The 26,135-nt window shown below is 43.8% G+C and carries 23 protein-coding genes, 9 tRNA genes, 4 rRNA genes and 2 other annotated features; all 36 genes read left to right on the forward strand.

Features of this window, described 5'->3' with window-relative positions; genetic code table 11:
• Positions 1-99: 99 nt before the first annotated feature.
• Positions 100-215 (forward strand): 5S ribosomal RNA (gene rrf / locus AC6HZ4_RS00490).
• Positions 216-220: 5 nt separating this feature from the next.
• Positions 221-296, forward strand: a tRNA-Val gene (locus AC6HZ4_RS00495).
• 7 nt (positions 297-303) lie between these two features.
• Positions 304-379 (forward strand) — tRNA-Thr (locus tag AC6HZ4_RS00500).
• A 7-nt stretch (positions 380-386) separates the two neighbouring features.
• Positions 387-459, forward strand: a tRNA-Lys gene (locus AC6HZ4_RS00505).
• A 5-nt stretch (positions 460-464) separates the two neighbouring features.
• Positions 465-548, forward strand: a tRNA-Leu gene (locus AC6HZ4_RS00510).
• 33 nt (positions 549-581) lie between these two features.
• Positions 582-653 (forward strand) — tRNA-Gly (locus tag AC6HZ4_RS00515).
• Between the two features lie 8 nt (positions 654-661).
• A tRNA-Leu gene (locus AC6HZ4_RS00520) sits at positions 662-747 on the forward strand.
• Positions 748-776: 29 nt separating this feature from the next.
• Positions 777-850 (forward strand) — tRNA-Arg (locus tag AC6HZ4_RS00525).
• A 6-nt stretch (positions 851-856) separates the two neighbouring features.
• Positions 857-930, forward strand: a tRNA-Pro gene (locus AC6HZ4_RS00530).
• A gap of 5 nt (positions 931-935) precedes the next feature.
• Positions 936-1,011 (forward strand) — tRNA-Ala (locus AC6HZ4_RS00535).
• 68 nt (positions 1,012-1,079) lie between these two features.
• A 16S ribosomal RNA gene (locus AC6HZ4_RS00540) occupies positions 1,080-2,617 on the forward strand.
• A 153-nt stretch (positions 2,618-2,770) separates the two neighbouring features.
• Positions 2,771-5,695 (forward strand): 23S ribosomal RNA (locus AC6HZ4_RS00545).
• Positions 5,696-5,753: 58 nt separating this feature from the next.
• Positions 5,754-5,869 (forward strand): 5S ribosomal RNA (rrf, locus tag AC6HZ4_RS00550).
• The 16S, 23S and 5S rRNA genes sit together here with 9 tRNA genes alongside, the layout of an rRNA operon.
• Before the next feature lie 471 nt (positions 5,870-6,340).
• The gene (locus AC6HZ4_RS00555; protein WP_497493111.1) at positions 6,341-6,802 is read left to right on the forward strand and encodes a CtsR family transcriptional regulator; all 462 of its coding nucleotides are present in this window, start codon (positions 6,341-6,343) and stop codon (positions 6,800-6,802) included.
• A gap of 26 nt (positions 6,803-6,828) precedes the next feature.
• The gene (gene mcsA, locus AC6HZ4_RS00560) at positions 6,829-7,377 is read left to right on the forward strand and encodes a protein-arginine kinase activator protein McsA (RefSeq protein WP_497493112.1); all 549 of its coding nucleotides are present in this window, start codon (positions 6,829-6,831) and stop codon (positions 7,375-7,377) included.
• A gap of 4 nt (positions 7,378-7,381) precedes the next feature.
• Complete coding sequence (gene mcsB, locus AC6HZ4_RS00565) at positions 7,382-8,458, forward strand: protein-arginine kinase McsB (RefSeq protein WP_497493113.1); 1,077 nt, start codon at positions 7,382-7,384, stop codon at positions 8,456-8,458.
• Positions 8,459-8,471: 13 nt separating this feature from the next.
• Positions 8,472-10,907, forward strand: coding sequence for an ATP-dependent protease ATP-binding subunit ClpC (clpC, locus tag AC6HZ4_RS00570; protein WP_497493114.1), 2,436 nt, complete (start codon positions 8,472-8,474; stop codon positions 10,905-10,907).
• Positions 10,908-11,137: 230 nt separating this feature from the next.
• On the forward strand, positions 11,138-12,514 hold the full coding sequence (gene radA, locus AC6HZ4_RS00575) for a DNA repair protein RadA (RefSeq protein WP_497493115.1): 1,377 nt from the start codon (positions 11,138-11,140) through the stop codon (positions 12,512-12,514).
• A gap of 2 nt (positions 12,515-12,516) precedes the next feature.
• The gene (gene disA, locus AC6HZ4_RS00580) at positions 12,517-13,590 is read left to right on the forward strand and encodes a DNA integrity scanning diadenylate cyclase DisA (protein ID WP_497493116.1); all 1,074 of its coding nucleotides are present in this window, start codon (positions 12,517-12,519) and stop codon (positions 13,588-13,590) included.
• Between the two features lie 159 nt (positions 13,591-13,749).
• Positions 13,750-14,850, forward strand: a complete 1,101-nt coding sequence (locus AC6HZ4_RS00585; RefSeq protein ID WP_497493117.1) for a PIN/TRAM domain-containing protein — start codon at positions 13,750-13,752, stop codon at positions 14,848-14,850.
• A gap of 13 nt (positions 14,851-14,863) precedes the next feature.
• Entirely contained in the window at positions 14,864-15,541 is a 678-nt protein-coding gene (ispD, locus tag AC6HZ4_RS00590) for a 2-C-methyl-D-erythritol 4-phosphate cytidylyltransferase (protein ID WP_497493118.1), read from the forward strand.
• A 12-nt stretch (positions 15,542-15,553) separates the two neighbouring features.
• Positions 15,554-16,033 (forward strand): 2-C-methyl-D-erythritol 2,4-cyclodiphosphate synthase, encoded by a 480-nt coding sequence (gene ispF / locus AC6HZ4_RS00595; protein WP_497493119.1) that lies wholly within the window; start codon positions 15,554-15,556, stop codon positions 16,031-16,033.
• A gap of 48 nt (positions 16,034-16,081) precedes the next feature.
• The gene (gltX, locus tag AC6HZ4_RS00600) at positions 16,082-17,533 is read left to right on the forward strand and encodes a glutamate--tRNA ligase (RefSeq protein WP_497493120.1); all 1,452 of its coding nucleotides are present in this window, start codon (positions 16,082-16,084) and stop codon (positions 17,531-17,533) included.
• A 52-nt stretch (positions 17,534-17,585) separates the two neighbouring features.
• Positions 17,586-17,801, forward strand: a binding site (T-box leader).
• Between the two features lie 77 nt (positions 17,802-17,878).
• Positions 17,879-18,544, forward strand: coding sequence for a serine O-acetyltransferase EpsC (epsC, locus tag AC6HZ4_RS00605; RefSeq protein ID WP_497493121.1), 666 nt, complete (start codon positions 17,879-17,881; stop codon positions 18,542-18,544).
• A complete protein-coding gene (cysS, locus tag AC6HZ4_RS00610; RefSeq protein WP_497493122.1) occupies positions 18,525-19,925 on the forward strand; it encodes a cysteine--tRNA ligase in 1,401 nt (466 codons plus the stop codon). The genes epsC and cysS overlap by 20 nt, the downstream gene beginning before the upstream one ends.
• Before the next feature lie 2 nt (positions 19,926-19,927).
• Positions 19,928-20,341, forward strand: a complete 414-nt coding sequence (locus tag AC6HZ4_RS00615) for a Mini-ribonuclease 3 (protein ID WP_497493123.1) — start codon at positions 19,928-19,930, stop codon at positions 20,339-20,341.
• Complete coding sequence (rlmB, locus tag AC6HZ4_RS00620) at positions 20,331-21,074, forward strand: 23S rRNA (guanosine(2251)-2'-O)-methyltransferase RlmB (RefSeq protein ID WP_497493125.1); 744 nt, start codon at positions 20,331-20,333, stop codon at positions 21,072-21,074. The genes AC6HZ4_RS00615 and rlmB overlap by 11 nt, the downstream gene beginning before the upstream one ends.
• 2 nt (positions 21,075-21,076) lie before the next feature.
• On the forward strand, positions 21,077-21,589 hold the full coding sequence (locus AC6HZ4_RS00625) for an NYN domain-containing protein (RefSeq protein ID WP_497493126.1): 513 nt from the start codon (positions 21,077-21,079) through the stop codon (positions 21,587-21,589).
• 66 nt (positions 21,590-21,655) lie between these two features.
• Positions 21,656-22,312 (forward strand): RNA polymerase factor sigma-70, encoded by a 657-nt coding sequence (locus AC6HZ4_RS00630; RefSeq protein WP_497493127.1) that lies wholly within the window; start codon positions 21,656-21,658, stop codon positions 22,310-22,312.
• Positions 22,313-22,443: 131 nt separating this feature from the next.
• The gene (gene rpmG / locus AC6HZ4_RS00635; protein ID WP_497493128.1) at positions 22,444-22,590 is read left to right on the forward strand and encodes a 50S ribosomal protein L33; all 147 of its coding nucleotides are present in this window, start codon (positions 22,444-22,446) and stop codon (positions 22,588-22,590) included.
• Between the two features lie 30 nt (positions 22,591-22,620).
• Positions 22,621-22,800, forward strand: a complete 180-nt coding sequence (gene secE, locus AC6HZ4_RS00640; protein WP_497493129.1) for a preprotein translocase subunit SecE — start codon at positions 22,621-22,623, stop codon at positions 22,798-22,800.
• A 120-nt stretch (positions 22,801-22,920) separates the two neighbouring features.
• Complete coding sequence (nusG, locus tag AC6HZ4_RS00645; RefSeq protein ID WP_497493130.1) at positions 22,921-23,454, forward strand: transcription termination/antitermination protein NusG; 534 nt, start codon at positions 22,921-22,923, stop codon at positions 23,452-23,454.
• Between the two features lie 165 nt (positions 23,455-23,619).
• Positions 23,620-24,045 carry a 50S ribosomal protein L11 gene (rplK, locus tag AC6HZ4_RS00650; RefSeq protein WP_165350875.1) on the forward strand — a complete coding sequence of 142 codons (426 nt, stop codon included), beginning with the start codon at positions 23,620-23,622 and terminating at the stop codon, positions 24,043-24,045.
• A 182-nt stretch (positions 24,046-24,227) separates the two neighbouring features.
• Positions 24,228-24,920, forward strand: coding sequence for a 50S ribosomal protein L1 (gene rplA, locus AC6HZ4_RS00655; protein WP_497493131.1), 693 nt, complete (start codon positions 24,228-24,230; stop codon positions 24,918-24,920).
• 49 nt (positions 24,921-24,969) lie between these two features.
• Positions 24,970-25,110: a sequence feature (ribosomal protein L10 leader region), on the forward strand.
• Positions 25,111-25,149: 39 nt separating this feature from the next.
• Entirely contained in the window at positions 25,150-25,650 is a 501-nt protein-coding gene (rplJ, locus tag AC6HZ4_RS00660) for a 50S ribosomal protein L10 (protein WP_497493132.1), read from the forward strand.
• A gap of 56 nt (positions 25,651-25,706) precedes the next feature.
• Positions 25,707-26,066 (forward strand): 50S ribosomal protein L7/L12, encoded by a 360-nt coding sequence (gene rplL, locus AC6HZ4_RS00665; protein ID WP_497493133.1) that lies wholly within the window; start codon positions 25,707-25,709, stop codon positions 26,064-26,066.
• Positions 26,067-26,135 lie beyond the last annotated feature (69 nt).

Genomic DNA, 26,135 nt, shown 5'->3' on the forward strand with positions numbered 1-26,135 from the left:
TATGTTATCTAGTTTTGAAGGAATATCAAAATTCCTGTTGACTTTATAAAAGAGCGTGATATAATGATCATTGTCTCTAATATGAGTCAAGCAAATAGGTCTAGTGATGATGGCGAAGAGGTCACACCCGTTCCCATACCGAACACGGAAGTTAAGCTCTTCAGCGCCGATGGTAGTTGGGGGTTTCCCCCTGTGAGAGTAGGACGTCGCTAGGCAATGTGGAGGATTAGCTCAGCTGGGAGAGCATCTGCCTTACAAGCAGAGGGTCGGCGGTTCGAGCCCGTCATCCTCCACCATAAATATGCCGGCTTAGCTCAATTGGCAGAGCAACTGACTTGTAATCAGTAGGTTGGGGGTTCAAGTCCTCTAGCCGGCACCATATTTATGAGCCATTAGCTCAGTCGGTAGAGCATCTGACTTTTAATCAGAGGGTCGAAGGTTCGAGTCCTTCATGGCTCACATTTGCGGGTGTGGCGGAATTGGCAGACGCACCAGACTTAGGATCTGGCGCCTTTGGCGTGGGGGTTCGAGTCCCTTCACCCGCACCATTTACAATTGTATATGATTGCAGTGTTTGTCATGCGGAAGTAGTTCAGTGGTAGAATACAACCTTGCCAAGGTTGGGGTCGCGGGTTCGAATCCCGTCTTCCGCTTTTATGATGCCGGGGTGGCGGAATTGGCAGACGCACAGGACTTAAAATCCTGCGGTAGGTGACTACCGTGCCGGTTCGAGCCCGGCCCTCGGCACTGCTTCATACAAAATATGTTCAACATATGCGCCCGTAGCTCAATTGGATAGAGCGTCTGACTACGGATCAGAAGGTTATGGGTTCGAGTCCTTTCGGGCGCGCTTGAACGGGAAGTGGCTCAGCTTGGTAGAGCACCTGGTTTGGGACCAGGGGGTCGCAGGTTCAAATCCTGTCTTCCCGATATTTGGGGCCTTAGCTCAGCTGGGAGAGCGCCTGCTTTGCACGCAGGAGGTCAGCGGTTCGATCCCGCTAGGCTCCACCATTATAGTTCTTTGAAAACTGAACAAAACACAAAACGTCAATTTTTATTTATGAAGCTAGACAAACACTTTTATGGAGAGTTTGATCCTGGCTCAGGATGAACGCTGGCGGCGTGCCTAATACATGCAAGTCGAGCGAGGTTCTTCGGAACCTAGCGGCGGACGGGTGAGTAACACGTGGGTAACCTGCCTGTAAGACTGGGATAACTTCGGGAAACCGAAGCTAATACCGGATAGTTTTTCGCATCGCATGATGCGGAATGGAAAGGCGGCTTCGGCTGTCACTTACAGATGGACCCGCGGCGCATTAGCTAGTTGGTGAGGTAACGGCTCACCAAGGCGACGATGCGTAGCCGACCTGAGAGGGTGATCGGCCACACTGGGACTGAGACACGGCCCAGACTCCTACGGGAGGCAGCAGTAGGGAATCTTCGGCAATGGGCGAAAGCCTGACCGAGCAACGCCGCGTGAGCGATGAAGGCCTTCGGGTCGTAAAGCTCTGTTGTTAAGGAAGAACAAGTACGAGAGTAACTGCTCGTACCTTGACGGTACTTAACGAGAAAGCCACGGCTAACTACGTGCCAGCAGCCGCGGTAATACGTAGGTGGCGAGCGTTATCCGGAATTATTGGGCGTAAAGCGCGCGCAGGCGGTTTCTTAAGTCTGATGTGAAAGCCCACGGCTCAACCGTGGAGGGTCATTGGAAACTGGGAAACTTGAGTGCAGAAGAGGAAAGCGGAATTCCACGTGTAGCGGTGAAATGCGTAGAGATGTGGAGGAACACCAGTGGCGAAGGCGGCTTTCTGGTCTGTAACTGACGCTGAGGCGCGAAAGCGTGGGGAGCAAACAGGATTAGATACCCTGGTAGTCCACGCCGTAAACGATGAGTGCTAAGTGTTAGAGGGTTTCCGCCCTTTAGTGCTGAAGTTAACGCATTAAGCACTCCGCCTGGGGAGTACGGTCGCAAGACTGAAACTCAAAGGAATTGACGGGGGCCCGCACAAGCGGTGGAGCATGTGGTTTAATTCGAAGCAACGCGAAGAACCTTACCAGGTCTTGACATCCTCTGACAACCCTAGAGATAGGGCTTTCCCTTCGGGGACAGAGTGACAGGTGGTGCATGGTTGTCGTCAGCTCGTGTCGTGAGATGTTGGGTTAAGTCCCGCAACGAGCGCAACCCTTGATCTTAGTTGCCAGCATTCAGTTGGGCACTCTAAGGTGACTGCCGGTGACAAACCGGAGGAAGGTGGGGATGACGTCAAATCATCATGCCCCTTATGACCTGGGCTACACACGTGCTACAATGGACGGTACAAAGAGTCGCAAGACCGCGAGGTGGAGCTAATCTCATAAAACCGTTCTCAGTTCGGATTGCAGGCTGCAACTCGCCTGCATGAAGCTGGAATCGCTAGTAATCGCGGATCAGCATGCCGCGGTGAATACGTTCCCGGGCCTTGTACACACCGCCCGTCACACCACGAGAGTTTGTAACACCCGAAGTCGGTGGGGTAACCCTTACGGGAGCCAGCCGCCTAAGGTGGGACAGATGATTGGGGTGAAGTCGTAACAAGGTAGCCGTATCGGAAGGTGCGGCTGGATCACCTCCTTTCTATGGAGACTTTCACGAATGCAGTTCGTGATAAGTAAAAGACGTTTTAGATGTTTTGTTCAGTTTTGAAGGAACTATCCTTCAAATGATGTTCCTTGAAAACTAGATAACAAATACTGTGCTATAGTAAAAACAAAGTGTAAACTTTTTAATGATTAAGTTAGAAAGGGCGCACGGTGGATGCCTTGGCACTAGGAGCCGATGAAGGACGGGACTAACACCGATATGCTTCGGGGAGCTGTAAGTGAGCTTTGATCCGGAGATTTCCGAATGGGGAAACCCACCATCCGTAATGGGATGGTATCTTCACCTGAATCCATAGGGTGTTGATGGCATACCCGGGGAACTGAAACATCTAAGTACCCGGAGGAAGAGAAAGCAAACGCGATTTCCTAAGTAGCGGCGAGCGAAACGGAAGATAGCCCAAACCAAGAGGCTTGCCTCTTGGGGTTGTAGGACGCTCTATATGGAGTTACAAAGGAACGGGGTAGATGAAACGGTCTGGAAAGGCCTGTCATAGAAGGTAACAACCCTGTAGTCGAAACTTCGTTCCCTCTTGAGCGGATCCTGAGTACGGCGGAACACGTGAAATTCCGTCGGAATCCGGGAGGACCATCTCCCAAGGCTAAATACTCCCTAGTGACCGATAGTGAACCAGTACCGTGAGGGAAAGGTGAAAAGCACCCCGGAAGGGGAGTGAAAGAGATCCTGAAACCGTGTGCCTACAAGTAGTCAGAGCCCGTTCATGGGTGATGGCGTGCCTTTTGTAGAATGAACCGGCGAGTTACGATCCCGTGCAAGGTTAAGCTGAAAAAGCGGAGCCGCAGCGAAAGCGAGTCTGAATAGGGCGTCATAGTACGTGGTCGTAGACCCGAAACCGGGTGATCTACCCATGTCCAGGGTGAAGGTAGGGTAACACCTACTGGAGGCCCGAACCCACGCACGTTGAAAAGTGCGGGGATGAGGTGTGGGTAGCGGAGAAATTCCAATCGAACCCGGAGATAGCTGGTTCTCCCCGAAATAGCTTTAGGGCTAGCCTCAAGTGTGAGAGTCTTGGAGGTAGAGCACTGATTGGACTAGGGGCCCCCATCGGGTTACCGAATTCAGTCAAACTCCGAATGCCAATGACTTATCCTTGGGAGTCAGACTGCGAGTGATAAGATCCGTAGTCAAAAGGGAAACAGCCCAGACCGCCAGCTAAGGTCCCAAAATGTATGTTAAGTGGAAAAGGATGTGGAGTTGCTTAGACAACTAGGATGTTGGCTTAGAAGCAGCCACCATTTAAAGAGTGCGTAATAGCTCACTAGTCGAGTGACTCTGCGCCGAAAATGTACCGGGGCTAAACATACTACCGAAGCTGCGGATTGATACCTTTTGGTATCAGTGGTAGGGGAGCGTTCTAAGGGCGGTGAAGCCAGATCGGAAGGACTGGTGGAGCGCTTAGAAGTGAGAATGCCGGTATGAGTAGCGAAAGATAGGTGAGAATCCTATCCACCGAATGCCTAAGGTTTCCTGAGGAAGGCTCGTCCGCTCAGGGTTAGTCGGGACCTAAGCCGAGGCCGAAAGGCGTAGGCGATGGACAACAGGTTGATATTCCTGTACCACCTCTTTACCGTTTGAGCGATGGAGGGACGCAGAAAGATAGGGGATGCATGCCGCTGGTTGTGCATGTCTAAGCAGTTAGGCTGGTAAGCAGGCAAATCCGCTTACCGTAAAGGCTGAGCTGTGATGGGGAAGCCCTTTATGGGCGAACTCCCTGATTCTACGCTGCCAAGAAAAGCTTCTAGCGAGGTAAATGGTGCCCGTACCGCAAACCGACACAGGTAGGCGAGGAGAGAATCCTAAGGTGAGCGAGAGAACTCTGGTTAAGGAACTCGGCAAAATGACCCCGTAACTTCGGGAGAAGGGGTGCTCTTCGTAAGGAGAGCCGCAGTGAATAGGCCCAAGCGACTGTTTAGCAAAAACACAGGTCTCTGCGAAGCCGCAAGGCGAAGTATAGGGGCTGACACCTGCCCGGTGCTGGAAGGTTAAGAGGAGAGGTTAGCTCTAGGCGAAGCTTTGAATCGAAGCCCCAGTAAACGGCGGCCGTAACTATAACGGTCCTAAGGTAGCGAAATTCCTTGTCGGGTAAGTTCCGACCCGCACGAAAGGTGTAACGACTTGGGCACTGTCTCAACCAGAGACTCGGTGAAATTATAGTACCTGTGAAGATGCAGGTTACCCGCGACAGGACGGAAAGACCCCGTGGAGCTTTACTGTAGCCTGATATTGAATTTTGGTACAGCTTGTACAGAATAGGCGGGAGCCTGGGAAGCCGGAGCGCCAGCTTCGGTGGAGGCGCCTGTGGGATACCGCTCTGGCTGTATTGAAGTTCTAACCCGCGCCCCTCATCGGGGCGGGAGACAGTGTCAGGTGGGCAGTTTGACTGGGGCGGTCGCCTCCTAAAGTGTAACGGAGGCGCCCAAAGGTTCCCTCAGAATGGTTGGAAATCATTCGAAGAGTGTAAAGGCATAAGGGAGCTTGACTGCGAGACCTACAAGTCGAGCAGGGACGAAAGTCGGGCTTAGTGATCCGGTGGTTCCGCATGGAAGGGCCATCGCTCAACGGATAAAAGCTACCCCGGGGATAACAGGCTTATCTCCCCCAAGAGTCCACATCGACGGGGAGGTTTGGCACCTCGATGTCGGCTCATCGCATCCTGGGGCTGTAGTCGGTCCCAAGGGTTGGGCTGTTCGCCCATTAAAGCGGTACGCGAGCTGGGTTCAGAACGTCGTGAGACAGTTCGGTCCCTATCCGTCGCGGGCGCAGGAAATTTGAGAGGAGCTGTCCTTAGTACGAGAGGACCGGGATGGACGCACCGCTGGTGTACCAGTTGTTCTGCCAAGGGCATCGCTGGGTAGCTATGTGCGGACGGGATAAGTGCTGAAAGCATCTAAGCATGAAGCCCCCCTCAAGATGAGATTTCCCATAGCGTCAAGCTAGTAAGATCCCTGAAAGATGATCAGGTTGATAGGTCTGAGGTGTAAGCGTGGCGACACGTGCAGCTGACAGATACTAATCGATCGAGGGCTTAATCATAATTACACAGCACAGCATGTTATCTAGTTTTGAGGGAATATCCTTCAAACAAAATAGGTCTAGTGATGATGGCGAAGAGGCCACACCCGTTCCCATACCGAACACGGAAGTTAAGCTCTTCAGCGCCGATGGTAGTTGGGGGTTTCCCCCTGTGAGAGTAGGACGTCGCTAGGCAGGAAAAAAAGAACCGTTCTTTCTGGGCGGTTCTTTTTTGTTTTGGTTCTTTTCTAAACAATTGTTGCTGCTGGCCAGATGCAAAAGCAACAATCTATGCGAAAACAGTCTTTGTTTTTTAAAGGTGACAGACACACCACTTAAATATGCGTACTATAATAACTATATAAAGGTAATAAGAAGGATTGAGCAGTATAAGTGACTCATCCTTTTTATTTTGCCAAAGTATACGAATTTAGTTAATCGTACAATGAACATAATCTTTTTTAGAAAATAAAATGCAGTAATGGAATCACGAATATAGATTGTGTAAAGGTCATATTTAGAAAAAGTATGAAATATGATTTTCGGGCGATTAACGATATACCAATCTGGAAAGGATAGTGATGAAATGCAAAAGAGTTGCAAAATTTTAAAATACATATATAATTAAAGTCAAAGATAGTCAAAGTCAATAAAGGTGGAGGGTGAATGAGAAATATATCTGATATCATTGAACAGTACTTGAAGCAAATTATTGACTTAAGCGGAAACCAGGTTATTGAAATTAAAAGGAGTGAAATTGCTGACAAATTTGATTGTGTTCCTTCTCAAATTAACTATGTGATTAATACGCGATTTACGATAGAGAGAGGATTTATCGTAGAGAGCAAAAGAGGCGGAGGCGGCTATATTCGCATTATGAAGGTCAAACTTCATGATGAAGTGGATGTAATACAGCAAATGCTTCAACTTGTGAAGAATAGCATTTCACAGGTAAACTCCGAGAGTATTGTAGGCCGTCTTGCGGAAGAGGGGATCATTACCAACAGGGAGGCAAAGTTAATGTTAAGTGTTCTAGATCGCTCTGTTTTATTGACAGATCTACCTTATCGTGATGAACTTCGTGCCCGTATGCTAAAAGCAATGCTAACAGCTTTAAAATATAAGTAGTTCCTATTTAAAGGTGGGGATGCACTTTGATATGTCAAGAATGTAATATGAGGCCTGCTGCTTTACATTTCACAAAGATTGTAAACGGTCAAAAGAATGAGTTTCATATTTGTGAGCAATGTGCTCAGGAAAAAGGATACTCATCATTCTTTTCTTCATCAGCAACTAATTTTTCCTTTAGCAAACTTTTATCAGGGTTGTTAAATCATGATCAAACGTCTGCGGGAAAGCAAGCAACTGCGATCCCTAAAGAGGAAGTACTTTCGTGCAAACAATGCGGTATGACTTATCAAAAGTTTACAAAGCTTGGTCGTTTCGGATGTGCCGGGTGCTATGAGGCTTTTCTACCGCATGTGGAGCCAATTTTACGTCGTGTTCATAGCGGAAATACAGTGCATCAAGGAAAAATTCCGAAGCGTATGGGAGGAAATCTTCATTTAAGGAAGGAATTAGACGAGTTAAAGGTGAAATTACAACAGTATATCCACCAAGAAGAGTTCGAGAATGCAGCTATGGTACGCGATAAAATCCGAAATATTGAAAAGCAATTAAGTGAACATAGAAGGGAGGAGTAGTTCTATGTCACTCGATCGTATTATTAATGAGGCTATCAGCCCTTGGATGAGGGAAGATGGTCCGGATTCTGATATTGTGTTAAGCACCCGTATTCGTTTGGCAAGGAACTTAAAAAGCTATACGTTTCCGACCCTATTGTCAAATGAAGTTGCTTCGCAAATCATCCATATGTTTGAGAGCACCTTCTCGGGACAACATTTGGCGCACTTTGGAAGTCTTGAAATATTGAAGATGGAGAATATGCAGCCAATTGAACGTCGCGTGCTCATAGAAAAGCATTTAATTAGTCCGGATTTAGCAGAAAACTCCCAGATTGGGGCTTGCCTATTATCGGAAAATGAACAAATTAGCATTATGATTAATGAAGAAGACCATGTTCGCATACAATGTTTATTTCCTGGCTTTCAGTTATCAGAGGCACTGGATGTTGCGAATCGCGTAGATGATTGGCTTGAGCAGCATATAGAGTATGCATTCGATGAAAAGAGAGGATATTTAACAAGCTGTCCTACTAATGTAGGGACTGGACTTCGTGCTTCTGTCATGATGCATTTGCCAGCATTAATCCTAACGCAGCAAATGAACCGAATTATTCCTGCCATTAATCAACTAGGTTTAGTTGTGCGTGGTATTTATGGAGAAGGAAGCGAAGCGTTAGGGAATATATTCCAAATCTCTAATCAGATTACACTAGGTAAATCAGAGCAAGACATTGTTGAGGATTTAAAAGGTGTAGTGCAGCAGCTTGTCCAACAGGAACGCAGTGCGAGAGAATATCTTGTTAAAACGTGGGGTATTCAGCTTGAGGATAAAGTCTATCGTTCCTACGGTATACTCTCTCATAGTCGTTTGATTGAATCAGGAGAAGCGGCAAACTGCCTTTCTTATGTTCGTCTTGGAATTGACCTAGGGTACATTGAAAATCTTTCCCGAAATATTTTGACGGAATTAATGATTTTAATGCAGCCTGGTATTTTACAACAATATACAGGAGGTCCTCTCCATCCTGAGGAACGTGACTTTCGCAGGGCCGCACTTATTCGGGAAAGGCTGCTGCTCGAGCAAAATAAAGATAAGTAGGAGGCTGATTCGTATGATGTTTGGAAGATTTACAGAGCGCGCGCAAAAAGTGCTGGCATTATCTCAAGAGGAAGCAATTCGTATCGGTCATAATAATATTGGCACTGAGCATATTCTTCTCGGTCTTGTGAGAGAAGGAGAAGGAATCGCTGCAAAAGCGTTAATTGCATTAGGGCTGAGTCCCGAGAAAATTCAAAAGGAAGTAGAGGCTTTAATCGGGAGAGGAACAGAAGTAGCGCAAACAGTTCATTACACACCGCGTGCTAAAAAGGTAATAGAGCTTTCTATGGATGAGGCACGTAAGCTTGGACATTCATACGTAGGTACAGAGCATATTTTGCTTGGCTTAATTCGTGAAGGAGAAGGAGTAGCGGCGAGAGTCCTTAATAATCTTGGAGTCAGCTTAAATAAAGCAAGACAGCAGGTGCTTCAGCTTCTTGGAAGCAACGAATCATCGTCCGGTCATCAAGGAGGAGCAGCTGCTAATGCTAATACTCCGACACTTGATAGTCTAGCTCGTGATTTAACCGCGATCGCTCGTGAAGGCCGCTTGGATCCTGTTATCGGCCGCAGCAAGGAAATTCAGCGTGTAATTGAGGTATTAAGCCGCAGAACAAAAAATAATCCAGTTCTAATTGGTGAGCCAGGTGTTGGTAAAACTGCAATTGCGGAAGGATTAGCTCAACAAATTATAAACAATGAAGTGCCGGAGACATTGCGTGATAAACGTGTTATGACACTTGACATGGGGACAGTGGTTGCTGGAACGAAATACCGCGGTGAGTTTGAAGATCGTCTGAAGAAGGTAATGGATGAGATTCGTCAGGCGGCAAATATCATCCTATTTATTGATGAATTGCATACACTGATCGGTGCAGGAGGAGCAGAAGGTGCTATTGATGCCTCTAATATTTTAAAACCATCCTTAGCACGTGGTGAACTACAATGTATTGGTGCAACAACACTTGATGAGTACCGCAAATATATTGAAAAAGATGCTGCGCTAGAGCGCCGTTTTCAGCCGATTCAAGTAGATGAGCCAAGTACTGAAGAGTCTATCCAAATCTTAAAAGGTTTGCGTGATCGTTATGAAGCACATCACCGAGTATCTATTACAGATGATGCAATTGAGGCAGCTGTTAAGTTCTCGGATCGTTATATTACAGATCGTTTCTTACCAGATAAAGCAATTGACCTAATTGATGAGGCAGCATCTAAGGTTCGTTTACGCTCTTACACTGCTCCTCCAAATCTAAAAGAGCTTGAGCAAAAGCTTGAGGAAGTAAGAAAAGAGAAAGATGCTGCAGTACAAAGCCAGGAATTTGAGAAGGCAGCATCCTTGCGTGATACGGAGCAGCGTCTGCGTGAGCAGCTAGAGGATACAAAACGTCAGTGGAAGGAAAAGCAAGGTAAGGAAAACTCGGAAGTAACTGTAGAGGATATTGCAAATGTTGTATCTACATGGACTCGTATTCCTGTTTCCAAGCTTGCTCAGACAGAAACTGAGAAACTATTGAACCTAGAAAACATTCTTCATGATCGTTTAATTGGTCAAGAAGAAGCGGTCGTTGCAGTTGCAAAAGCAGTGCGCCGTGCAAGAGCAGGTTTAAAAGATCCGAAGCGTCCAATCGGCTCCTTTATTTTCCTTGGACCGACTGGTGTTGGTAAAACAGAGCTTGCCCGTGCTTTAGCAGAGTCTATGTTTGGTGACGAAGATGCAATGATTCGCATTGATATGTCCGAGTATATGGAAAAACATTCTACTTCTCGTCTTGTTGGTTCTCCTCCGGGTTATGTTGGGTATGAGGAAGGCGGTCAGCTCACGGAGAAGGTTCGACGCAAGCCATATTCAGTTATTTTATTGGATGAAGTGGAAAAAGCGCATCCAGACGTGTTCAATATCTTATTGCAGGTATTAGAGGATGGGCGTTTAACAGATTCCAAAGGACGTACAGTTGATTTCCGTAACACAATTGTGATTATGACATCCAATGTTGGTGCAGATGCTTTAAAACGCGGTAAGCATCTTGGGTTTAATGTTCAAGATGAAAATGCACAATACAAGGATATGAAAGGAAGAGTCATGGAGGAATTGAAGAAATCATTCCGTCCGGAGTTTTTAAATCGGATTGATGAAATTATTGTCTTCCATCCACTAGAGAAAAAGCATATCAAAGAGATTGTAACGCTTATGTTAAATCAGCTGAAAAAGCGTCTTGTTGAACAAGAAATTGATCTTGAGCTAACAGATACTGCCATTGAGCAGATTGCTGATAAAGGCTTTGATCCAGAGTATGGTGCGCGTCCATTGCGCCGTGCTATCCAAAAACATGTAGAAGATAGATTATCAGAGGAGCTTCTCAAGGGCACGATTGAGAAAGGACAAAAGGTTGTACTTGATGCAGAAGGAGAATCATTTGTCATCCGCAGCGCAGAAAAGGTAAAATAGTGGTAAGAATGGAAAAGGGGCTAAGCAGTAGCTCCTTTTCTTATATAAGAAAAACATAACCTTTAGGGAGACTACCGCCTGAGGAAAAGTGCTTACTAAGGAAAGTATCGATAATCTGTGGTTAGTAAAGTTGGTTCATGCCATTTTCTTACTATTTTTATTTTTTAAATATAGAAAATTCGGAGAAAATGATAATATATTTTATGTATAGAAACGAAGAGGGAAATTGAATGGCGAAGAAAAAAACAAAATTTGTATGTCAAGAGTGCGGCTATCAATCGCCGAAATATATGGGGAAATGTCCTGGATGCGGCTCATGGAATACGATGGTAGAGGAAATAGAGGAGGCTGTATCAAGTCGGCGCCTTACATTTGCAACAGGTGCTCAGGTAGAGTTTTCTCATCCGCGTCCCATTACGCAGGTGGAAACAAAGTTGGAGTCCCGTATCGAAACACGTTTTCAAGAGTTTAACCGTGTGCTTGGAGGCGGGATTGTTAGCGGTTCTCTCGTCCTGATTGGGGGTGACCCGGGGATTGGAAAGTCTACCTTGCTGCTCCAAGTATCATCTCAATTAGCAGACAGCTCTTACAGTGTATTGTATATATCAGGAGAGGAATCTCCGAAGCAAATTCGTCTTCGTGCAGATCGTTTAGACGTGAGCAGTGATCAATTGTTAGTACTTTCAGAAACAGATTTACAGCGTATTTCTCGATACATAGAAGAGTTAAATCCAGCTTTTGTAGTCATTGATTCGATTCAAACAATCCATTTGCCTGAGGTTACATCTGCACCAGGAAGTGTGGCACAGGTAAGGGAATGTACAGCGGAGCTTATGCGGCTTGCTAAGACGAAAGGAATTCCTATCTTTATCGTTGGGCATGTAACGAAGGAAGGAGCCATTGCGGGTCCGCGTTTACTGGAGCATATGGTAGATGCAGTTTTATATTTTGAAGGGGAACGTCATCATACATACCGTATTTTACGGGCTGTTAAAAATCGATTTGGCTCTACAAATGAGATGGGAATTTTTGAAATGAAGGAGCTTGGGCTGCAGGAGGTGTTAAATCCTTCAGAGATTTTTCTTGAAGAACGGCCTGTCGGAGTGGCTGGTTCAACGGTTGTAGCTTCTATGGAAGGAACTCGTCCCGTTCTTGTAGAAATTCAGGCGCTTATTTCTCCGACAAGCTTCGGTAATCCCCGCCGTATGGCCACGGGTATTGATCATAATCGTGTTTCGCTTATTATGGCTGTTCTCGAAAAGCGAGCAGGCATGTTGCTTCAGAATCAGGATGCATATTTGAAGGTAGCAGGCGGCCTCAAATTGGATGAACCCGCAATTGATTTGGCAGTCGCTTTAAGCATTGCTTCTAGCTTTCGTGATAAATCCTCTGCTCCGACAGATGTAGTAATCGGAGAAGTCGGTTTGACAGGTGAGGTGCGAAGGGTATCACGAATTGAGCAAAGGGTGCAAGAGGCGGCAAAGCTTGGCTTTAAACGAGCAATTATCCCAAATAAAAATTTAGGAGGCTGGAGCATTCCAGAGGGGATTGAAGTTGTTGGAGTGTCCAATATAGGAGAGGCCCTTAGATATACGTTAGGAGGATAAAGATGGAGGAAAATAAGCAGCGATCGAAAAATATCATCAATATTCTGCAACTTGTAGCTCCGGGCACTCCTATACGGGAAGGAATAGATAATGTCCTCCGTGCTCAAACAGGCGGTCTCATTGTGCTAGGGTATAATGAACAAATTAAAGGGATTGTTGACGGCGGCTTTCATATTAACTGTTCGTTCTCCCCAGCAAGCTTATATGAACTTGCTAAAATGGACGGAGCTCTTATTCTAAATGAGACTGGCAGTAAAATCTTGCTAGCCAATGCCCAGCTCACACCAGATGCTTCAATAGAGTCTATTGAGACTGGGATGCGTCATCGGACAGCAGAACGAGTTGCAAAACAGACAGGCAGCCTTGTAATTGCGATTTCGCAAAGGCGGAATGTAATTACTCTGTATCAAGGAAACTTACGTTATACATTGCGAGATATCGGCGTAATCTTAACTAAGGCCAATCAAGCTATTCAAACTTTAGAGAAATATAAAGCTGTTTGGAGTGAAGGAATTACTCATTTAGGTGTGTTAGAGTTTGAGGAGGCTGTGACTCTCGGAGAGGTGTTACATGTGTTACATAGTGTGGAGATGGTGCTTCGTATAAAAAATGAAATCTATAACTATATTCATGAGCTTGGAACAGAAGGACGCCTCATACGGTTGCAATTGGCTGAGCTATTGGCAGACTTGGAGGAAGAAGCAGCTCTTCTTATTAAGGATTATCATTATGAAAAAACGCAAGACCATTATCACATTTTAAAAAAGCTGCAGGACTTATCTAATACAGGTTTACTTGAAGATAATGATCTGTTAAAGCTGCTCGGGCATTCCGGTCAAGTTAGCCTTGAGGAAAGCATGATGCCGCGCGGTTATCGAATCCTTGGGAAGATTTCACGTTTGCCGCCTCTTGTGATTGAAAATTTAACAAACAAATTTAAAAATTTACAAGGTATTTGCCGAGCTTCCCTTGATGATCTTGACGAAGTGGAAGGAATTGGGGAAGTACGGGCGAAGAAGATACGAGAAGGACTAAAGCGGATTCAAGAGCATCTTTATATGAGCCGCCATAGCTAATAATGTGCTATTCGTATAACAGTACGATAACATATGAACTTTTTCAAATTGTGGTATGATATATTTGGAAAGCGAACTAAAGACAGAGAATACAGCTTATTTTTCCGTTTTATGTTTTTGGGAAAATCATACTGTCAATAATGAGTAGGAGGTGGTTGAATGTTAAAACGGATTGTGCAGCTCTTCTTTTTAATAGTTGGGGGTGCCTTAGGAATCTTTCTGATTCCTACAATAGCCAAGATGCTCAATATTGGATCAGTCCCTGTGCTAGAGGAATCGTATATTCGTGCGATTATTGGTGCAATCGTCTTGTTTGTTACAACATTCTGGCTTGTCGATTATATTGTTCATTTGATTAAATATGTGGAGGAAACATTAGTTAAAGCGCCGGTGACAGATGTATTATTTGGAAGTGTAGGACTTATTACCGGACTTATATTTGCTTATTTAATTCTTATTCCTATCAAAACAATTACAGTGCAAATTATCAGCACAGTGCTCCAAATCTTTGTTACGCTTTTATTTGGATATTTAGGATTTCAGGTAGGCTTAAAAAAGAGAAATGAACTTGTAGCGCTTTTCTCCTTGCCGCAGCGCGTGGTGAAACGTAAAAACAATAGCGGAGAAGAGGTTGAGGTCGACGTACAGCAAGGGAATTTTAAAATTCTCGATACAAGTGTTATTATTGATGGACGCATCGCGGATATTTGCCAGACAGGTTTTTTAGAGGGTGTAATTCTCATACCGCAATTTGTATTAGCTGAATTGCAGCATATTGCCGATTCTTCTGACACGTTAAAGCGTAATCGCGGAAGACGCGGACTTGATATTTTAAATAAAATTCAAAAGGAGCTTTTGATACCGGTAGAAATTTATGAGGGTGATTTTGAGGATATACAGGAGGTTGACAGCAAGCTTGTGAAGCTTGCTAAGGTGATGAACGGCACGGTTATCACGAATGATTTTAACCTGAATAAGGTGTGTGAGCTGCAGGGTGTGAAGGTATTAAATATTAATGATCTAGCCAATGCAATTAAGCCTGTAGTGCTTCCAGGAGAAGAACTCCGGGTATATGTTGTAAAGGATGGAAAAGAGCATAATCAAGGTGTGGCCTACTTAGATGACGGTACAATGATTGTTGTAGAGGACGGAAGAGATTCCATTGGTTCACAAATTGATGTTCTTGTTACAAGTGTTTTGCAAACTTCTGCAGGACGAATGATTTTTGCAAAACGAAAGCTATTAGAAAAAGCATTATAAGCAGAGGTTTGTCATGAGGTATACTTTAATTATTCCAGCAGCGGGACAAGGAAAGCGTATGGGGGCGGGACAAAATAAGCTGTTTCTCCCCATTGCCTCTGTGCCGCTTATCATTCATACATTGCGCGTTTTTGAGAAGGATGAAGCATGTGAGCGAATTATTCTTGCTATTAACGCGGATGAACAACCTATTTTTGAACGTTTTATTAAGAAATACGGTGTGAAGAAAGAAATTATATTTACTGCGGGTGGCCAAGAACGGCAGGACAGTGTCTATAACGGGTTGCTTCAAGCAAGCGGGGCATCTTATGTGCTTGTGCATGATGGTGCACGCCCCTTTATTACAATAGAAATTATTAAGAATGTATTAGAAGAGGCGATGCAGAAGGGTGCCTCCATTTGTGCTGTTCCGGTAAAGGATACCATTAAGAGAGTAGAAGATGGAAGTGTTGTAGAAACGGTGGAACGTTCTAAGCTATGGGCTGTTCAAACACCACAGGGCTTTCACTTTTCGACCCTGTCGGAGGCTCACGAGGAGGCCCGTAAGGCCGGATATGTAGGAACCGATGATGCAAGCCTCGTGGAGCGGCTTGGGAAAGAGGTTGGAGTTGTGCCAGGAAGTTATTTTAATATAAAAGTAACGACTCCAGATGATTTAATAGTAGCAGAAAGCTTTTTAGTAAGAGGATAGGAGAGATTTTACATGTTTCGAATCGGACAAGGGTTTGATGTACATGCCTTTACAGAAGGACGGCCTCTTATTATTGGAGGAATTACAATACCTTACGAGAAAGGCTTGCTCGGTCATTCTGATGCAGATGTATTATTACACACGATTGCGGATGCTTGCTTAGGAGCAATTGCAGCAGGAGATATCGGCAAGCATTTTCCAGACACAGATCCTGCCTTTAAGGATGCGGATTCTGCAATCTTACTGCAGCGTGTTTGGGAATTTGTAAGTGAAAAAGGATATGAGCTAGGCAATCTAGATTGTACAATTATTGCTCAAAGGCCCAAAATGGCACCTTACATTGAAGCGATGCGTGTACGGATCAGTGAGCTATTAGAAACAACGGTTGAAAATATAAATGTGAAAGCAACAACAACAGAAAAGCTTGGCTTTACAGGGCGAGAAGAAGGAATTGCTTCTCAAGCAGTTGTCCTGTTGAAAAAAAGAGCGTAACCTTATACACTTTGTATCGTACACAATTAAAAACGGAAGGTGTCATACATGTCAAAACGAGTCAGATTGCGATATGCTCCAAGTCCAACAGGACATTTACATATCGGAAATACAAGAACAGCATTATTTAACTATTTATTTGCGAAAAACCAAGGCGGAGATTTCATTATCCGTATTGAGGATACTGATTTAAAGAGAAATATTGCAGGCGGAGAAGAAAGCCAGCTGCAAAACTTAAAATGGCTCGGCATCGAATGGGACGAAAGCATTGATAAGGAGGGCGCATACGGTCCATACCGTCAAACGGAACGTTTGGATATTTATCAAAAATATACAAATGAATTGCTGGAGCGGGGATTAGCGTATCATTGTTATTGTACAGAAGAGGAGCTTGAGGCAGAACGAGAAGCGCAGCAGGAGCGCGGCGAAACTCCTCACTACTCAGGAAAATGTCGTCACTTAACACAGGAACAAAAAGAGGCATTTGAAGCCGAGGGACGAGTTCCAAGCATTCGTTTTGCAGTACCGAAGGAGAAATCATATACATTTACTGACATGGTAAAAGGAACGATCTCCTTTGATTCGAATGAGATGGGCGATTTTGTTATTGTGAAGAAGGATGGAATTCCTACTTATAACTATGCTGTTGTTATAGATGATCATCTCATGGAAATTACGCATGTGCTTCGCGGGGAAGAGCATATTTCTAACACACCGAAGCAGCTGATGATTTATGAGGTATTTGGCTGGGAAGCACCTCAGTTTGGTCATATGACACTTATTGTAAATGAGAATCGAAAAAAATTGAGCAAGCGTGATGAATCTGTGATTCAATTTATTCAGCAATATGCTGATTTGGGCTATTTGCCAGAGGCGATGTTTAATTTTATTTGTTTACTTGGATGGTCTCCAGTAGGCGAAGAGGAGATTTTTACGAAGGAACAATTTATTGAAATGTTTGACCCGGCTCGTTTATCTAAATCTCCAGCTGTGTTTGATACGCAAAAGCTGAAATGGATGAACAATCAATATATGAAAAAACAAGAGCTGGACCGTGTGGTAGAGCTTTGTGTACCACATCTTATCAAAGCAGGCCGTATTAGTGAAGCTGAAGTTCAGGCAGATTGGGTTCGTGGACTTGTTGCTTTGTATCATGATCAACTGAGCTATGGTGCAGAGATTGTTGAGCTATCAGAATTATTTTTCAAAGATGACATTAGTTACGATGAAGAAGCGCAAGCTGTTCTAGGAGAAGAGCAAGTACCTGAAGTGATGCAGGTATTTTTGGCACAAGTAGAAGAAATTGAAGATTTTACACCAGAGGCAGTACAAGCGGCGATTAAAGTCGTTCAAAAGCAAACTGGCCAAAAAGGGAAGAAGCTATTTATGCCAATCCGTGTTGCTACAACAGGCCAAGCGCATGGTCCAGATTTGCCAAAAGCGATCTCCCTTCTTGGGAAGGAAAAGGTTTCTGCACGAATTCAAAAAGTTATTGGTTAACATTTTTGTATGAGATGCAATATAATAAAAACACTTACCTATACACCAATATAAAAAAGCGAAGAGAAGGAAAAGTAGAAAACCATATTCTTTTCAGAGAGAATCGTCAACGGCTGTGAGCGGTTTAAGAATAGGTTTTTGAAGTGCGCCTTTGAGCCTTCTGTTGAAATAAAAGTAGACAGAAGCGGTGAAGAGCCGTTATGGAAAACATGAGTGGAGGTCGATCCGGCCTAAACAGAGTGGAACCGCGCTAAAAGGCGTCTCTGTCGTTTGTACAGAGGCGCCTTTTTTATTGGTACTGTTTATGCTATGCATTAGAAATCAACCGAAAAGGAGGGGAAACGAATGTTTCAAAAGCTTCGGGAGGATATTGAAGTCATTTTTGAACAGGACCCAGCAGCACGAAGCTATTTGGAAGTTATATGCACATATGCCGGATTGCATGCCATTTGGTCCCACCGTATTGCTCACGTGTTGTATAAGAAACGATTTTTCTTTATAGCCCGTCTGATTTCGCAAGTTAACCGCTTTTTCACCGGAATTGAAATTCATCCAGGTGCTAGGATTGGCCGTCGCCTTTTTATTGACCATGGTATGGGCGTTGTTATTGGCGAGACTTGTGAAATTGGTGATAATGTGACCCTTTATCAGGGTGTAACGCTAGGCGGAACCGGGAAGGAAAAAGGCAAGCGTCACCCTACTATTGAGGATAACGTGTTAATTGCAACAGGCGCAAAGGTTCTTGGATCCATCACTGTTGGGAAAAATTCTAAAATCGGTGCAGGCTCTGTTGTGTTAAAGGAAGTTCCGCCTAATTCCACTGTTGTTGGGATACCAGGCCGGGTGGTTATACGTGATGGGGTGAAGGTGAATCGCGATTTGAATCATTGTGACTTACCAGACCCAATTGCTGATAAATTGAAGGCAATGGAGGCAGAGATACAGCAATTGAAGGAGCAGATTACATTAACTAAAGAAGGGAAGGATTCAAATGACTATTTATCTTTATAATACACTTACTCGCAAGAAGGAAGAGTTTATTCCGCTTGAGGCAAACAAGGTAAAAATGTACGTGTGTGGTCCGACTGTATATAATTACATTCATATCGGAAATGCCCGTCCTGCTATCGTATTTGATACGGTTCGCCGTTATTTAGAATATAAGGGCTACGAAGTACAGTATGTGTCCAATTTCACTGATGTGGACGACAAACTTATTCGAGCTGCAAAGGAACTCGGGGAGGATGTACCGACAATTGCTGATCGATTTATAAAGGCGTATTTTGAGGATGTGACTGCTTTGGGATGCCGCCATGCTGATGTACATCCGCGTGTCACGGAGAGTATGGATTTGATTATTTCATTTATAGAAGAGTTGATTAAAAAGGGATATGCTTATGAATCTGCAGGAGATGTATACTACAGAACAAAGGAATTTGAAGGATACGGAAAGCTGTCCCACCAATCTATTACAGATCTGCGTCATGGCGCGCGTATTGAAGTGGGTGAGAAAAAGCAGGACCCGCTGGACTTCGCATTATGGAAGGCTGCGAAGGAAGGAGAGATTTATTGGGACAGTCCATGGGGGAAAGGTCGTCCAGGCTGGCATATTGAGTGCTCGGCTATGGCTAGAAAATATTTAGGTGATACGATTGATATTCATGCCGGTGGTCAGGATTTGGCATTCCCGCACCATGAAAATGAAATTGCGCAATCGGAGGCGTTAACAGGTAAGCCGTTTTCGCGTTATTGGCTCCATAATGGATATATTAATATTAATAATGAAAAAATGTCGAAGTCTCTTGGGAACTTTATTTTGGTACATGACATTATTAAGCAATACAATCCGCAGTTAATTCGATTCTTTATGCTATCTGTACATTATCGCAATCCAATTAACTTTAATGAAGAATTGCTGCAAAGCACGCAAAACGGCTTGGAACGCATTCAAACAGCCTATGCTAACTTAAAGCATCGGATGGAGAGCAGCACAAATTTGACAGAAAACGATGAGTCTTGGATTTTAGAAGTTAAGGCGTTCCGAAATGCATTTGAACAGGCGATGGATGATGATTTTAATACAGCGAATGCGGTAACAGAGCTCTATAACTTAGCTAATTATACGAATCAGTATTTACTTGAGCAACACACTTCTAAAGCGGTAATTGAGGTATTTTTGAAGGAATACGAGGAGCTGTTTGGAGTATTGGGGCTCAGCCTTGATCAAGAGGAAGAGCTTCTTGATGAAGAAATTGAAATGCTTATCGAGCAACGGAATGACGCACGGAAAAACCGCAATTTTGCATTGGCTGACCAAATTCGTGATGATTTAAAGGCTCGTAATATTATCTTGGAAGATACGCCGCAGGGTGTAAGATGGAAAAGAGGGTAAGCATGATCGATGTAAAGCAATTGAATAGTCTTGCTTTAGCGTATATGGGTGATGCGGTGTATGAACAGTATGTTCGGCATCACCTCCTTTTGAAAGGATCCATACGTCCTAATCAGCTGCATCGTTTAAGTACAAGCTACGTATGTGCAAAGGCACAGGCGAAGGTTGTGTATGCGTGGCTGGATGAAAAATTTTTAACTGAGGAAGAAGAAGCCATTCTCATGAGGGGGCGCAATGCAAAATCAGGGTCAGTTCCAAAAAATACGGACGTACAAACATATCGATACAGTACAGCATTTGAGGCAGTAATCGGCTTTCATTATTTATCCGGTAATGAGGAGAGATTGCAGGAGCTGTTGTCAGCAGCTATTTTAGCTTTAGAGAAGCAGGAAGGAGAAAAGAAGGATGGATCATGAGTATATCATCGGTAGAAATCCTGTCATTGAAGCTTTGAAGTCAGGTCGCGATATTAATAAAATTTGGGTGGCAGAAGGAGCCAACAAAGGACAGATTCATACTGTTTTACAGCTGGCAAAGGAGCAAGGAGTCATTGTTCAGCAAGCGCCAAACAAAAAGCTTGATCAATTGGCGGAGGGAAATCATCAAGGGGTTATTGCACATGTAGCAGCCTATAAGTACGCGGATTTGGATGATTTGTTCCGCAGGGCTGACGAACGGCAGGAGACACCGTTTTTCTTAATTTTGGATGAGATTGAAGATCCCCACAATCTTGGTTCTATTATGAGAACGGCAGATGCTGTTGGTGCGCATGGTATTATTATCCCGAAGCGCAGGGCAGTCGGCTTAACAGCAGCGGTCGCAAAAGCATCCACCGGAGCAATTGAGTATATTCCGGTCGCGCGTGTAACGAATTTAACGAGAACGATTGAAGAATTAAAGGAACGTGGTGTATGGATTGCCGGTACTGATGCAAAGGGAAAAGACGATTACCGAAGATTGGATGGTACGATGCCGCTAGGTCTTGTAATCGGCAGCGAAGGAAAAGGAATGAGCAGGCTTGTCAGGGAGCAATGCGACTTTCTCGTGCGATTGCCGATGGCGGGGAAGGTTACATCGCTTAATGCTTCCGTGGCTGCTGGGCTTCTTATGTACGAGGTATACCGTAAGCGTCATCCTCTTGGTGAATAGAGATGAAAGAAATCTTGATCGTCGACGGCTATAACATTATCGGTGCCTGGAAAGAGCTTCGTAAGCTAAAGGATACGGATTTGCAAGCGGCCCGTGATGTACTCATCGATAAAATGGCAGACTATCAAGGGTTTACAGGGATAAAGGTCATTATCGTTTTTGATGCGCATTATGTACAAGGGATCGAGAAGAAAACGAACCAAGCGAAGGTGGAAGTGATTTTTACCCGTAAAAACCAAACAGCTGATGAAAAAATTGAGCAGCTTGCCATTGAACTTAGGGGAATTGATACAAGCATTTCAGTAGCTACATCGGATTATACGGAGCAATGGGTTATTTTTGCGCAAGGTGCCTTACGCAAATCTGCACGTGAGCTGGAAATTGAAGTAGAGCTAATGGAAGGGCAGGTGCGCCGTAGAATTAAAGAGCAAAAGGAACAAAAAGGAGCATTTCAATCCCGATACAACAAGGAAATTACAGAAAAGTTAGAAAAATTAAGGCGGGGAGAGCTTTGAGGCATTGACGCTCATAAAGCGCTTACTGTATAATATTTCTAACTAAGCATCGTCGGGGTGATAAGAGTGGAATCGGACTTCTTAAGTGAACACAACGTACAATTTCGAGAATTGGAAGACGAGGAAGTAGTAGAGCTTGTGCGCGGCAGTGATACTGAAGCTTTGGAGTATTTGATTAACAAGTATAAAAATTTTGTTCGTGCCAAATCAAGATCATATTTTCTTGTAGGAGCAGATCGCGAGGATATTATTCAAGAGGGAATGATTGGTCTATTTAAAGCGATTCGTGATTACAAAGAAGACAAGCTCTCATCTTTTAAGGCTTTTGCGGAGTTGTGTATTACTAGACAAATCATAACCGCTATCAAAACGGCAACAAGACAAAAGCATATTCCTTTAAACTCGTATGTGTCGCTGGACAAGCCTATTTATGATGAGGAGTCTGATCGTACTCTATTAGATGTGATTTCAGAAACAAAGGTAACGGATCCAGAAGAACTAATTATCAACCAAGAGGAGTATGTAGATATTGAATTGAAAATATCCGAACTCCTAAGCGATTTAGAAAGAAAGGTTCTTTCTCTTTATTTGGATGGGCGTTCCTATCAAGAGATTTCAGAACAGTTGAATCGTCATGTGAAATCGATTGATAATGCTTTGCAGCGCGTAAAGCGGAAATTAGAGCGCTATGTGGAGATGAGAGAAAATACAGCCTTTAATTGATTGCGAGATTATGAGACGGGTGTAATACCCGTCTTATTTGCTTTTCTAGTCCTTCTAGGCATATCATTGACAGCTTCTTTTAATGTATGGTACAGTTTTAAGGACATAGTGTTCAAGGCTGGTGTAGCATAATGGGAAAAAGGCTTGTACTTGCATGTTCAGAATGCAGCAGCAGAAACTACTCTACCGTAAAAAATGATAACGCCTCCGAGCGTCTAGAAGTAAAGAAATTTTGCAAAGTCTGCAATACACATACAATGCATAGGGAAACAAAATAATAACGGCTATACATGATGGAGGTTCCATAAATGCGTTTGACGAACTTTTTTGGCGACGTAACACGCGAAATGAAAAAAGTAAGCTGGCCGAAAAGACAAGAGTTATTCCGTTCCACATTGACTGTTATCGCAACAGTAGTGCTTTTTGGTATTTTCTTTGCGATTGTGGATATGGGGATTTCTTCTTTAATTCGTTTAGTTCTTGAATAAGATACACTTTTACATGATATAATGATAACTATACGAACTGTGTTAAAACCCGGTGAACGGGTTTTTTCATTTGCCTAAAAAAGCAGGGTCGGGGAGGGAAGGACGAACGTCCTACACGATATGGAAAAACGTTGGTATGTTGTACATACATATTCTGGATATGAAAACAAAGTGAAAACAAACTTGGAAAAGCGTGTCGAGTCAATGGGCATGCAGGATAAAATCTTCAGAGTAGTTGTACCGGAAGAAACAGAAGTAGAAATGAAAAATGGAAAAGAAAAGCTTACGAAGCGAAAGGTGTTTCCGGGCTATGTACTTGTAGAACTCGTAATGACAGATGACTCTTGGTATGTTGTCCGTAACACACCGGGTGTTACAGGGTTTGTCGGTTCTGCTGGTTCTGGTTCTAAACCGACTCCTTTATTGGAGGAAGAGGTTGCTGTGATTCTTAAACGCATGGGCGTTGAGAATGAAAAAGTGGATTTTGACTTTGAAATGAATGAAACAGTTCGCTTGAAGGAAGGTCCTTTTGCAAATTATACAGGCACGATTGAAGAGATTGATATAGAGAAGCAAAAGGTTAAAGTTCTTGTAGATATGTTTGGTCGTGAAACACCTGTAGAGCTCGATTTTGCCCAAGTTGAAAAATTGTAAATTAAAAACTTGAAAAGAACTGTAAAAAGTGATACTATCTTTAAGGTCAGTGTCTTTCACGATAAAGGCATTGCTTAATAAGTTTTTTATCTCTTAGAAGATAAGAATAGAGTGGGAGGGCGGACAGCCCATTGACCACATCACGGACTTAAGGAGGTGTGTCTCGTGGCTAAAAAGGTAATCAAAGTTGTAAAATTGCAAATTCCTGCAGGTAAAGCGAATCCAGCGCCGCCAGTTGGTCCAGCACTAGGACAAGCAGGCGTTAACATCATGGGCTTCTGTAAAGAGTTCAACGCTCGTACAGCTGACCAAGCTGGTCTAATTATCCCAGTTGAAATTACGGTATTTGAAGACCGTTCCTTCACTTTCATTACAAAGACTCCGCCTGCTGCTGTTCTTCTGAAAGTAGTAGCTGGTATCCAGTCTGGTTCTGGTGTTCCAAACCGTAATAAAGTGGCAACAGTGAAGCGTGATAAAGTTCGCGAAATCGCGGAACAAAAGATGCCTGACCTAAACGCTGCTAGCGTAGAAGCTGCAATGCGCATGGTTGAAGGTACTGCACGCAGCATGGGTATTGTTATCGAAGACTAATTCGCTTTAGTTTCTTGTAAAAAGGTTGCGGGTCTTATACATTCGCAACCTTTATTAACGTAACAAATCGTAACATTTTAAATACAGGGTTGGTGTCCCCCGCAGCAGAGGCTGAAACCTATTATAGGAGCACACACGTGGGAGGTTATTCCGCTAAAACCACAATCAAGGAGGAAATTAAAATGCCAAAAAGAGGTAAAAAGTATCTGGAAGCTGCAAAGCTTGTAGACCGTGCAACTGCTTACTCTGTTGCTGAGGCGATCGAGTTAGCAAAGAAAACAAACACAGCTAAATTTGATGCGACTGTTGAAGTTGCTTTCCGTTTAGGCGTAGATCCTAAGAAAGCTGATCAACAAATCCGCGGTGCGGTTGTTCTTCCGCATGGTACTGGTAAAGTACAACGCGTATTGGTATTTGCTCGCGGCGAAAAAGCGAAAGAAGCAGAAGCAGCTGGCGCTGACTACGTAGGCGATGCGGACTACATCAACAAAATCCAACAAGGTTGGTTCGACTTTGACGTAGTTGTAGCAACTCCAGACATGATGGGTGAAGTTGGTAAATTAGGTCGTGTGTTAGGACCAAAAGGTTTAATGCCAAACCCTAAAACTGGTACAGTTACATTTGATGTAACAAAAGCCGTAAACGAAATCAAAGCAGGTAAAGTAGAATACCGTGTTGACAAAGCTGGTAATATCCACGCGCCAATCGGTAAAGTATCTTTCGACAACGAAAAGCTTGCTGAGAACTTACAAGCAGTTTATGAAGCAATGTTAAAAGCAAAACCTTCTGCTGCAAAAGGAACTTACATGAAGAACGTAACAGTTGCTTCTACAATGGGACCTGGCGTACGTGTAGACGTTTCTACATTTGCCTAATAAATGGAATTTGACTTTTCTATAAAGTTTTTATATAATCAATGATGTTGTTAATTTAATAACCGTACCGTAGACAGTAGGTGCCCTTGCAGGCTTAATTTCCTACCGAGGTGTTATGATAAGAACGGATTATTCTGTGACTATTATGCCTCCATGTCTAGTTTTGATATGGAGGTTTTTTAATGCACATTCGGTGTCGGTACAATCCAGTCTTACAGGAGGTGTAACGATGAGCAAAGCAATTGAAGCTAAACAACAAGTCGTAACTGAAATTGCTGATAAACTACGTGCAAGCAAATCTACAATTGTAGTTGACTACCGTGGTTTAACAGTAGCTGAGGCAACTGAACTTCGTAAACAATTGCGCGAAGCAGGCATCGAGTTCAAGGTTTACAAAAACTCTTTAACTCGTCGTGCGGCTGAGCAAGCAGAGGTAGCGGAATTGAACGCTCACCTAACAGGACCGAACGCGATTGCGTTCAGCAACGAAGATGTTGTTGCTCCTGCTAAAGTATTAAATGATTTCGCGAAAAAGCATGAAGCTTTAGAAATCAAAGCTGGTGTCATTGAAGGTAAATTAGTAAGCGTTGAAGATGTGAAAGCAATTGCAGAACTTCCTTCCCGCGAAGGCTTACTTTCTATGTTGCTTAGCGTTCTTCAAGCTCCAATCCGCAACCTTGCACTTGCTGCAAAAGCTGTGGCTGAGCAAAAAGAAGAGCAAGGCGCTTAATTCCCGGTTATTCGGTCTGATTTATTAATAAAAGGAAAACAAGGAGGAACACTCAAATGACTAAAGAACAAATCATTGAAGCAGTTAAATCCATGACTGTTTTAGAACTTAACGATCTAGTAAAAGCAATCGAAGAAGAATTCGGCGTAACTGCTGCTGCTCCAGTAGCTGTAGTAGGCGGCGGTGCTGCTGAAGCTGCTGAGCAAACAGAATTCGATGTAGTACTTGCTAACGCAGGCGCTCAAAAAATCAAAGTTATCAAAGTTGTTCGTGAACTTACTGGCCTTGGCTTGAAAGAAGCGAAAGAACTTGTTGACAACACTCCGAAAGCACTTAAAGAAGGTGCTTCTAAAGAAGAAGCTGAAGAAATCAAAGCTAAACTTGAAGAAGTTGGAGCAGTTGTTGAAGTTAAGTAATTTCACTTGTACTGCAAAAAAAGCTCGCTCTTATGCGAGCTTTTTTTTTAACCGAACAATAACCCTGAG

The organism is Ectobacillus sp. OTK, assembly GCF_059698935.1.

Bases quoted from the DNA above. Each gene is read 5' to 3' on its own strand.
- rlmB (WP_497493125.1), top strand. From the start codon at position 20,331: ATGGATCATGAGTATATCATCGGTAGAAATCCTGTCATTGAAGCTTTG.
- cysS (WP_497493122.1), top strand. From the start codon at position 18,525: ATGACTATTTATCTTTATAATACACTTACTCGCAAGAAGGAAGAGTTT.
- gltX (WP_497493120.1), top strand. From the start codon at position 16,082: ATGTCAAAACGAGTCAGATTGCGATATGCTCCAAGTCCAACAGGACAT.
- AC6HZ4_RS00615 (WP_497493123.1), top strand. From the start codon at position 19,928: ATGATCGATGTAAAGCAATTGAATAGTCTTGCTTTAGCGTATATGGGT.
- nusG (WP_497493130.1), top strand. From the start codon at position 22,921: ATGGAAAAACGTTGGTATGTTGTACATACATATTCTGGATATGAAAAC.
- epsC (WP_497493121.1), top strand. From the start codon at position 17,879: ATGTTTCAAAAGCTTCGGGAGGATATTGAAGTCATTTTTGAACAGGAC.
- clpC (WP_497493114.1), top strand. From the start codon at position 8,472: ATGATGTTTGGAAGATTTACAGAGCGCGCGCAAAAAGTGCTGGCATTA.
- rplL (WP_497493133.1), top strand. From the start codon at position 25,707: ATGACTAAAGAACAAATCATTGAAGCAGTTAAATCCATGACTGTTTTA.
- radA (WP_497493115.1), top strand. From the start codon at position 11,138: ATGGCGAAGAAAAAAACAAAATTTGTATGTCAAGAGTGCGGCTATCAA.
- rplJ (WP_497493132.1), top strand. From the start codon at position 25,150: ATGAGCAAAGCAATTGAAGCTAAACAACAAGTCGTAACTGAAATTGCT.
- ispF (WP_497493119.1), top strand. From the start codon at position 15,554: ATGTTTCGAATCGGACAAGGGTTTGATGTACATGCCTTTACAGAAGGA.
- ispD (WP_497493118.1), top strand. From the start codon at position 14,864: ATGAGGTATACTTTAATTATTCCAGCAGCGGGACAAGGAAAGCGTATG.
- rpmG (WP_497493128.1), top strand. From the start codon at position 22,444: ATGGGAAAAAGGCTTGTACTTGCATGTTCAGAATGCAGCAGCAGAAAC.
- AC6HZ4_RS00585 (WP_497493117.1), top strand. From the start codon at position 13,750: ATGTTAAAACGGATTGTGCAGCTCTTCTTTTTAATAGTTGGGGGTGCC.
- AC6HZ4_RS00625 (WP_497493126.1), top strand. From the start codon at position 21,077: ATGAAAGAAATCTTGATCGTCGACGGCTATAACATTATCGGTGCCTGG.
- rplA (WP_497493131.1), top strand. From the start codon at position 24,228: ATGCCAAAAAGAGGTAAAAAGTATCTGGAAGCTGCAAAGCTTGTAGAC.
- mcsB (WP_497493113.1), top strand. From the start codon at position 7,382: ATGTCACTCGATCGTATTATTAATGAGGCTATCAGCCCTTGGATGAGG.
- AC6HZ4_RS00555 (WP_497493111.1), top strand. From the start codon at position 6,341: ATGAGAAATATATCTGATATCATTGAACAGTACTTGAAGCAAATTATT.
- secE (WP_497493129.1), top strand. From the start codon at position 22,621: ATGCGTTTGACGAACTTTTTTGGCGACGTAACACGCGAAATGAAAAAA.
- disA (WP_497493116.1), top strand. From the start codon at position 12,517: ATGGAGGAAAATAAGCAGCGATCGAAAAATATCATCAATATTCTGCAA.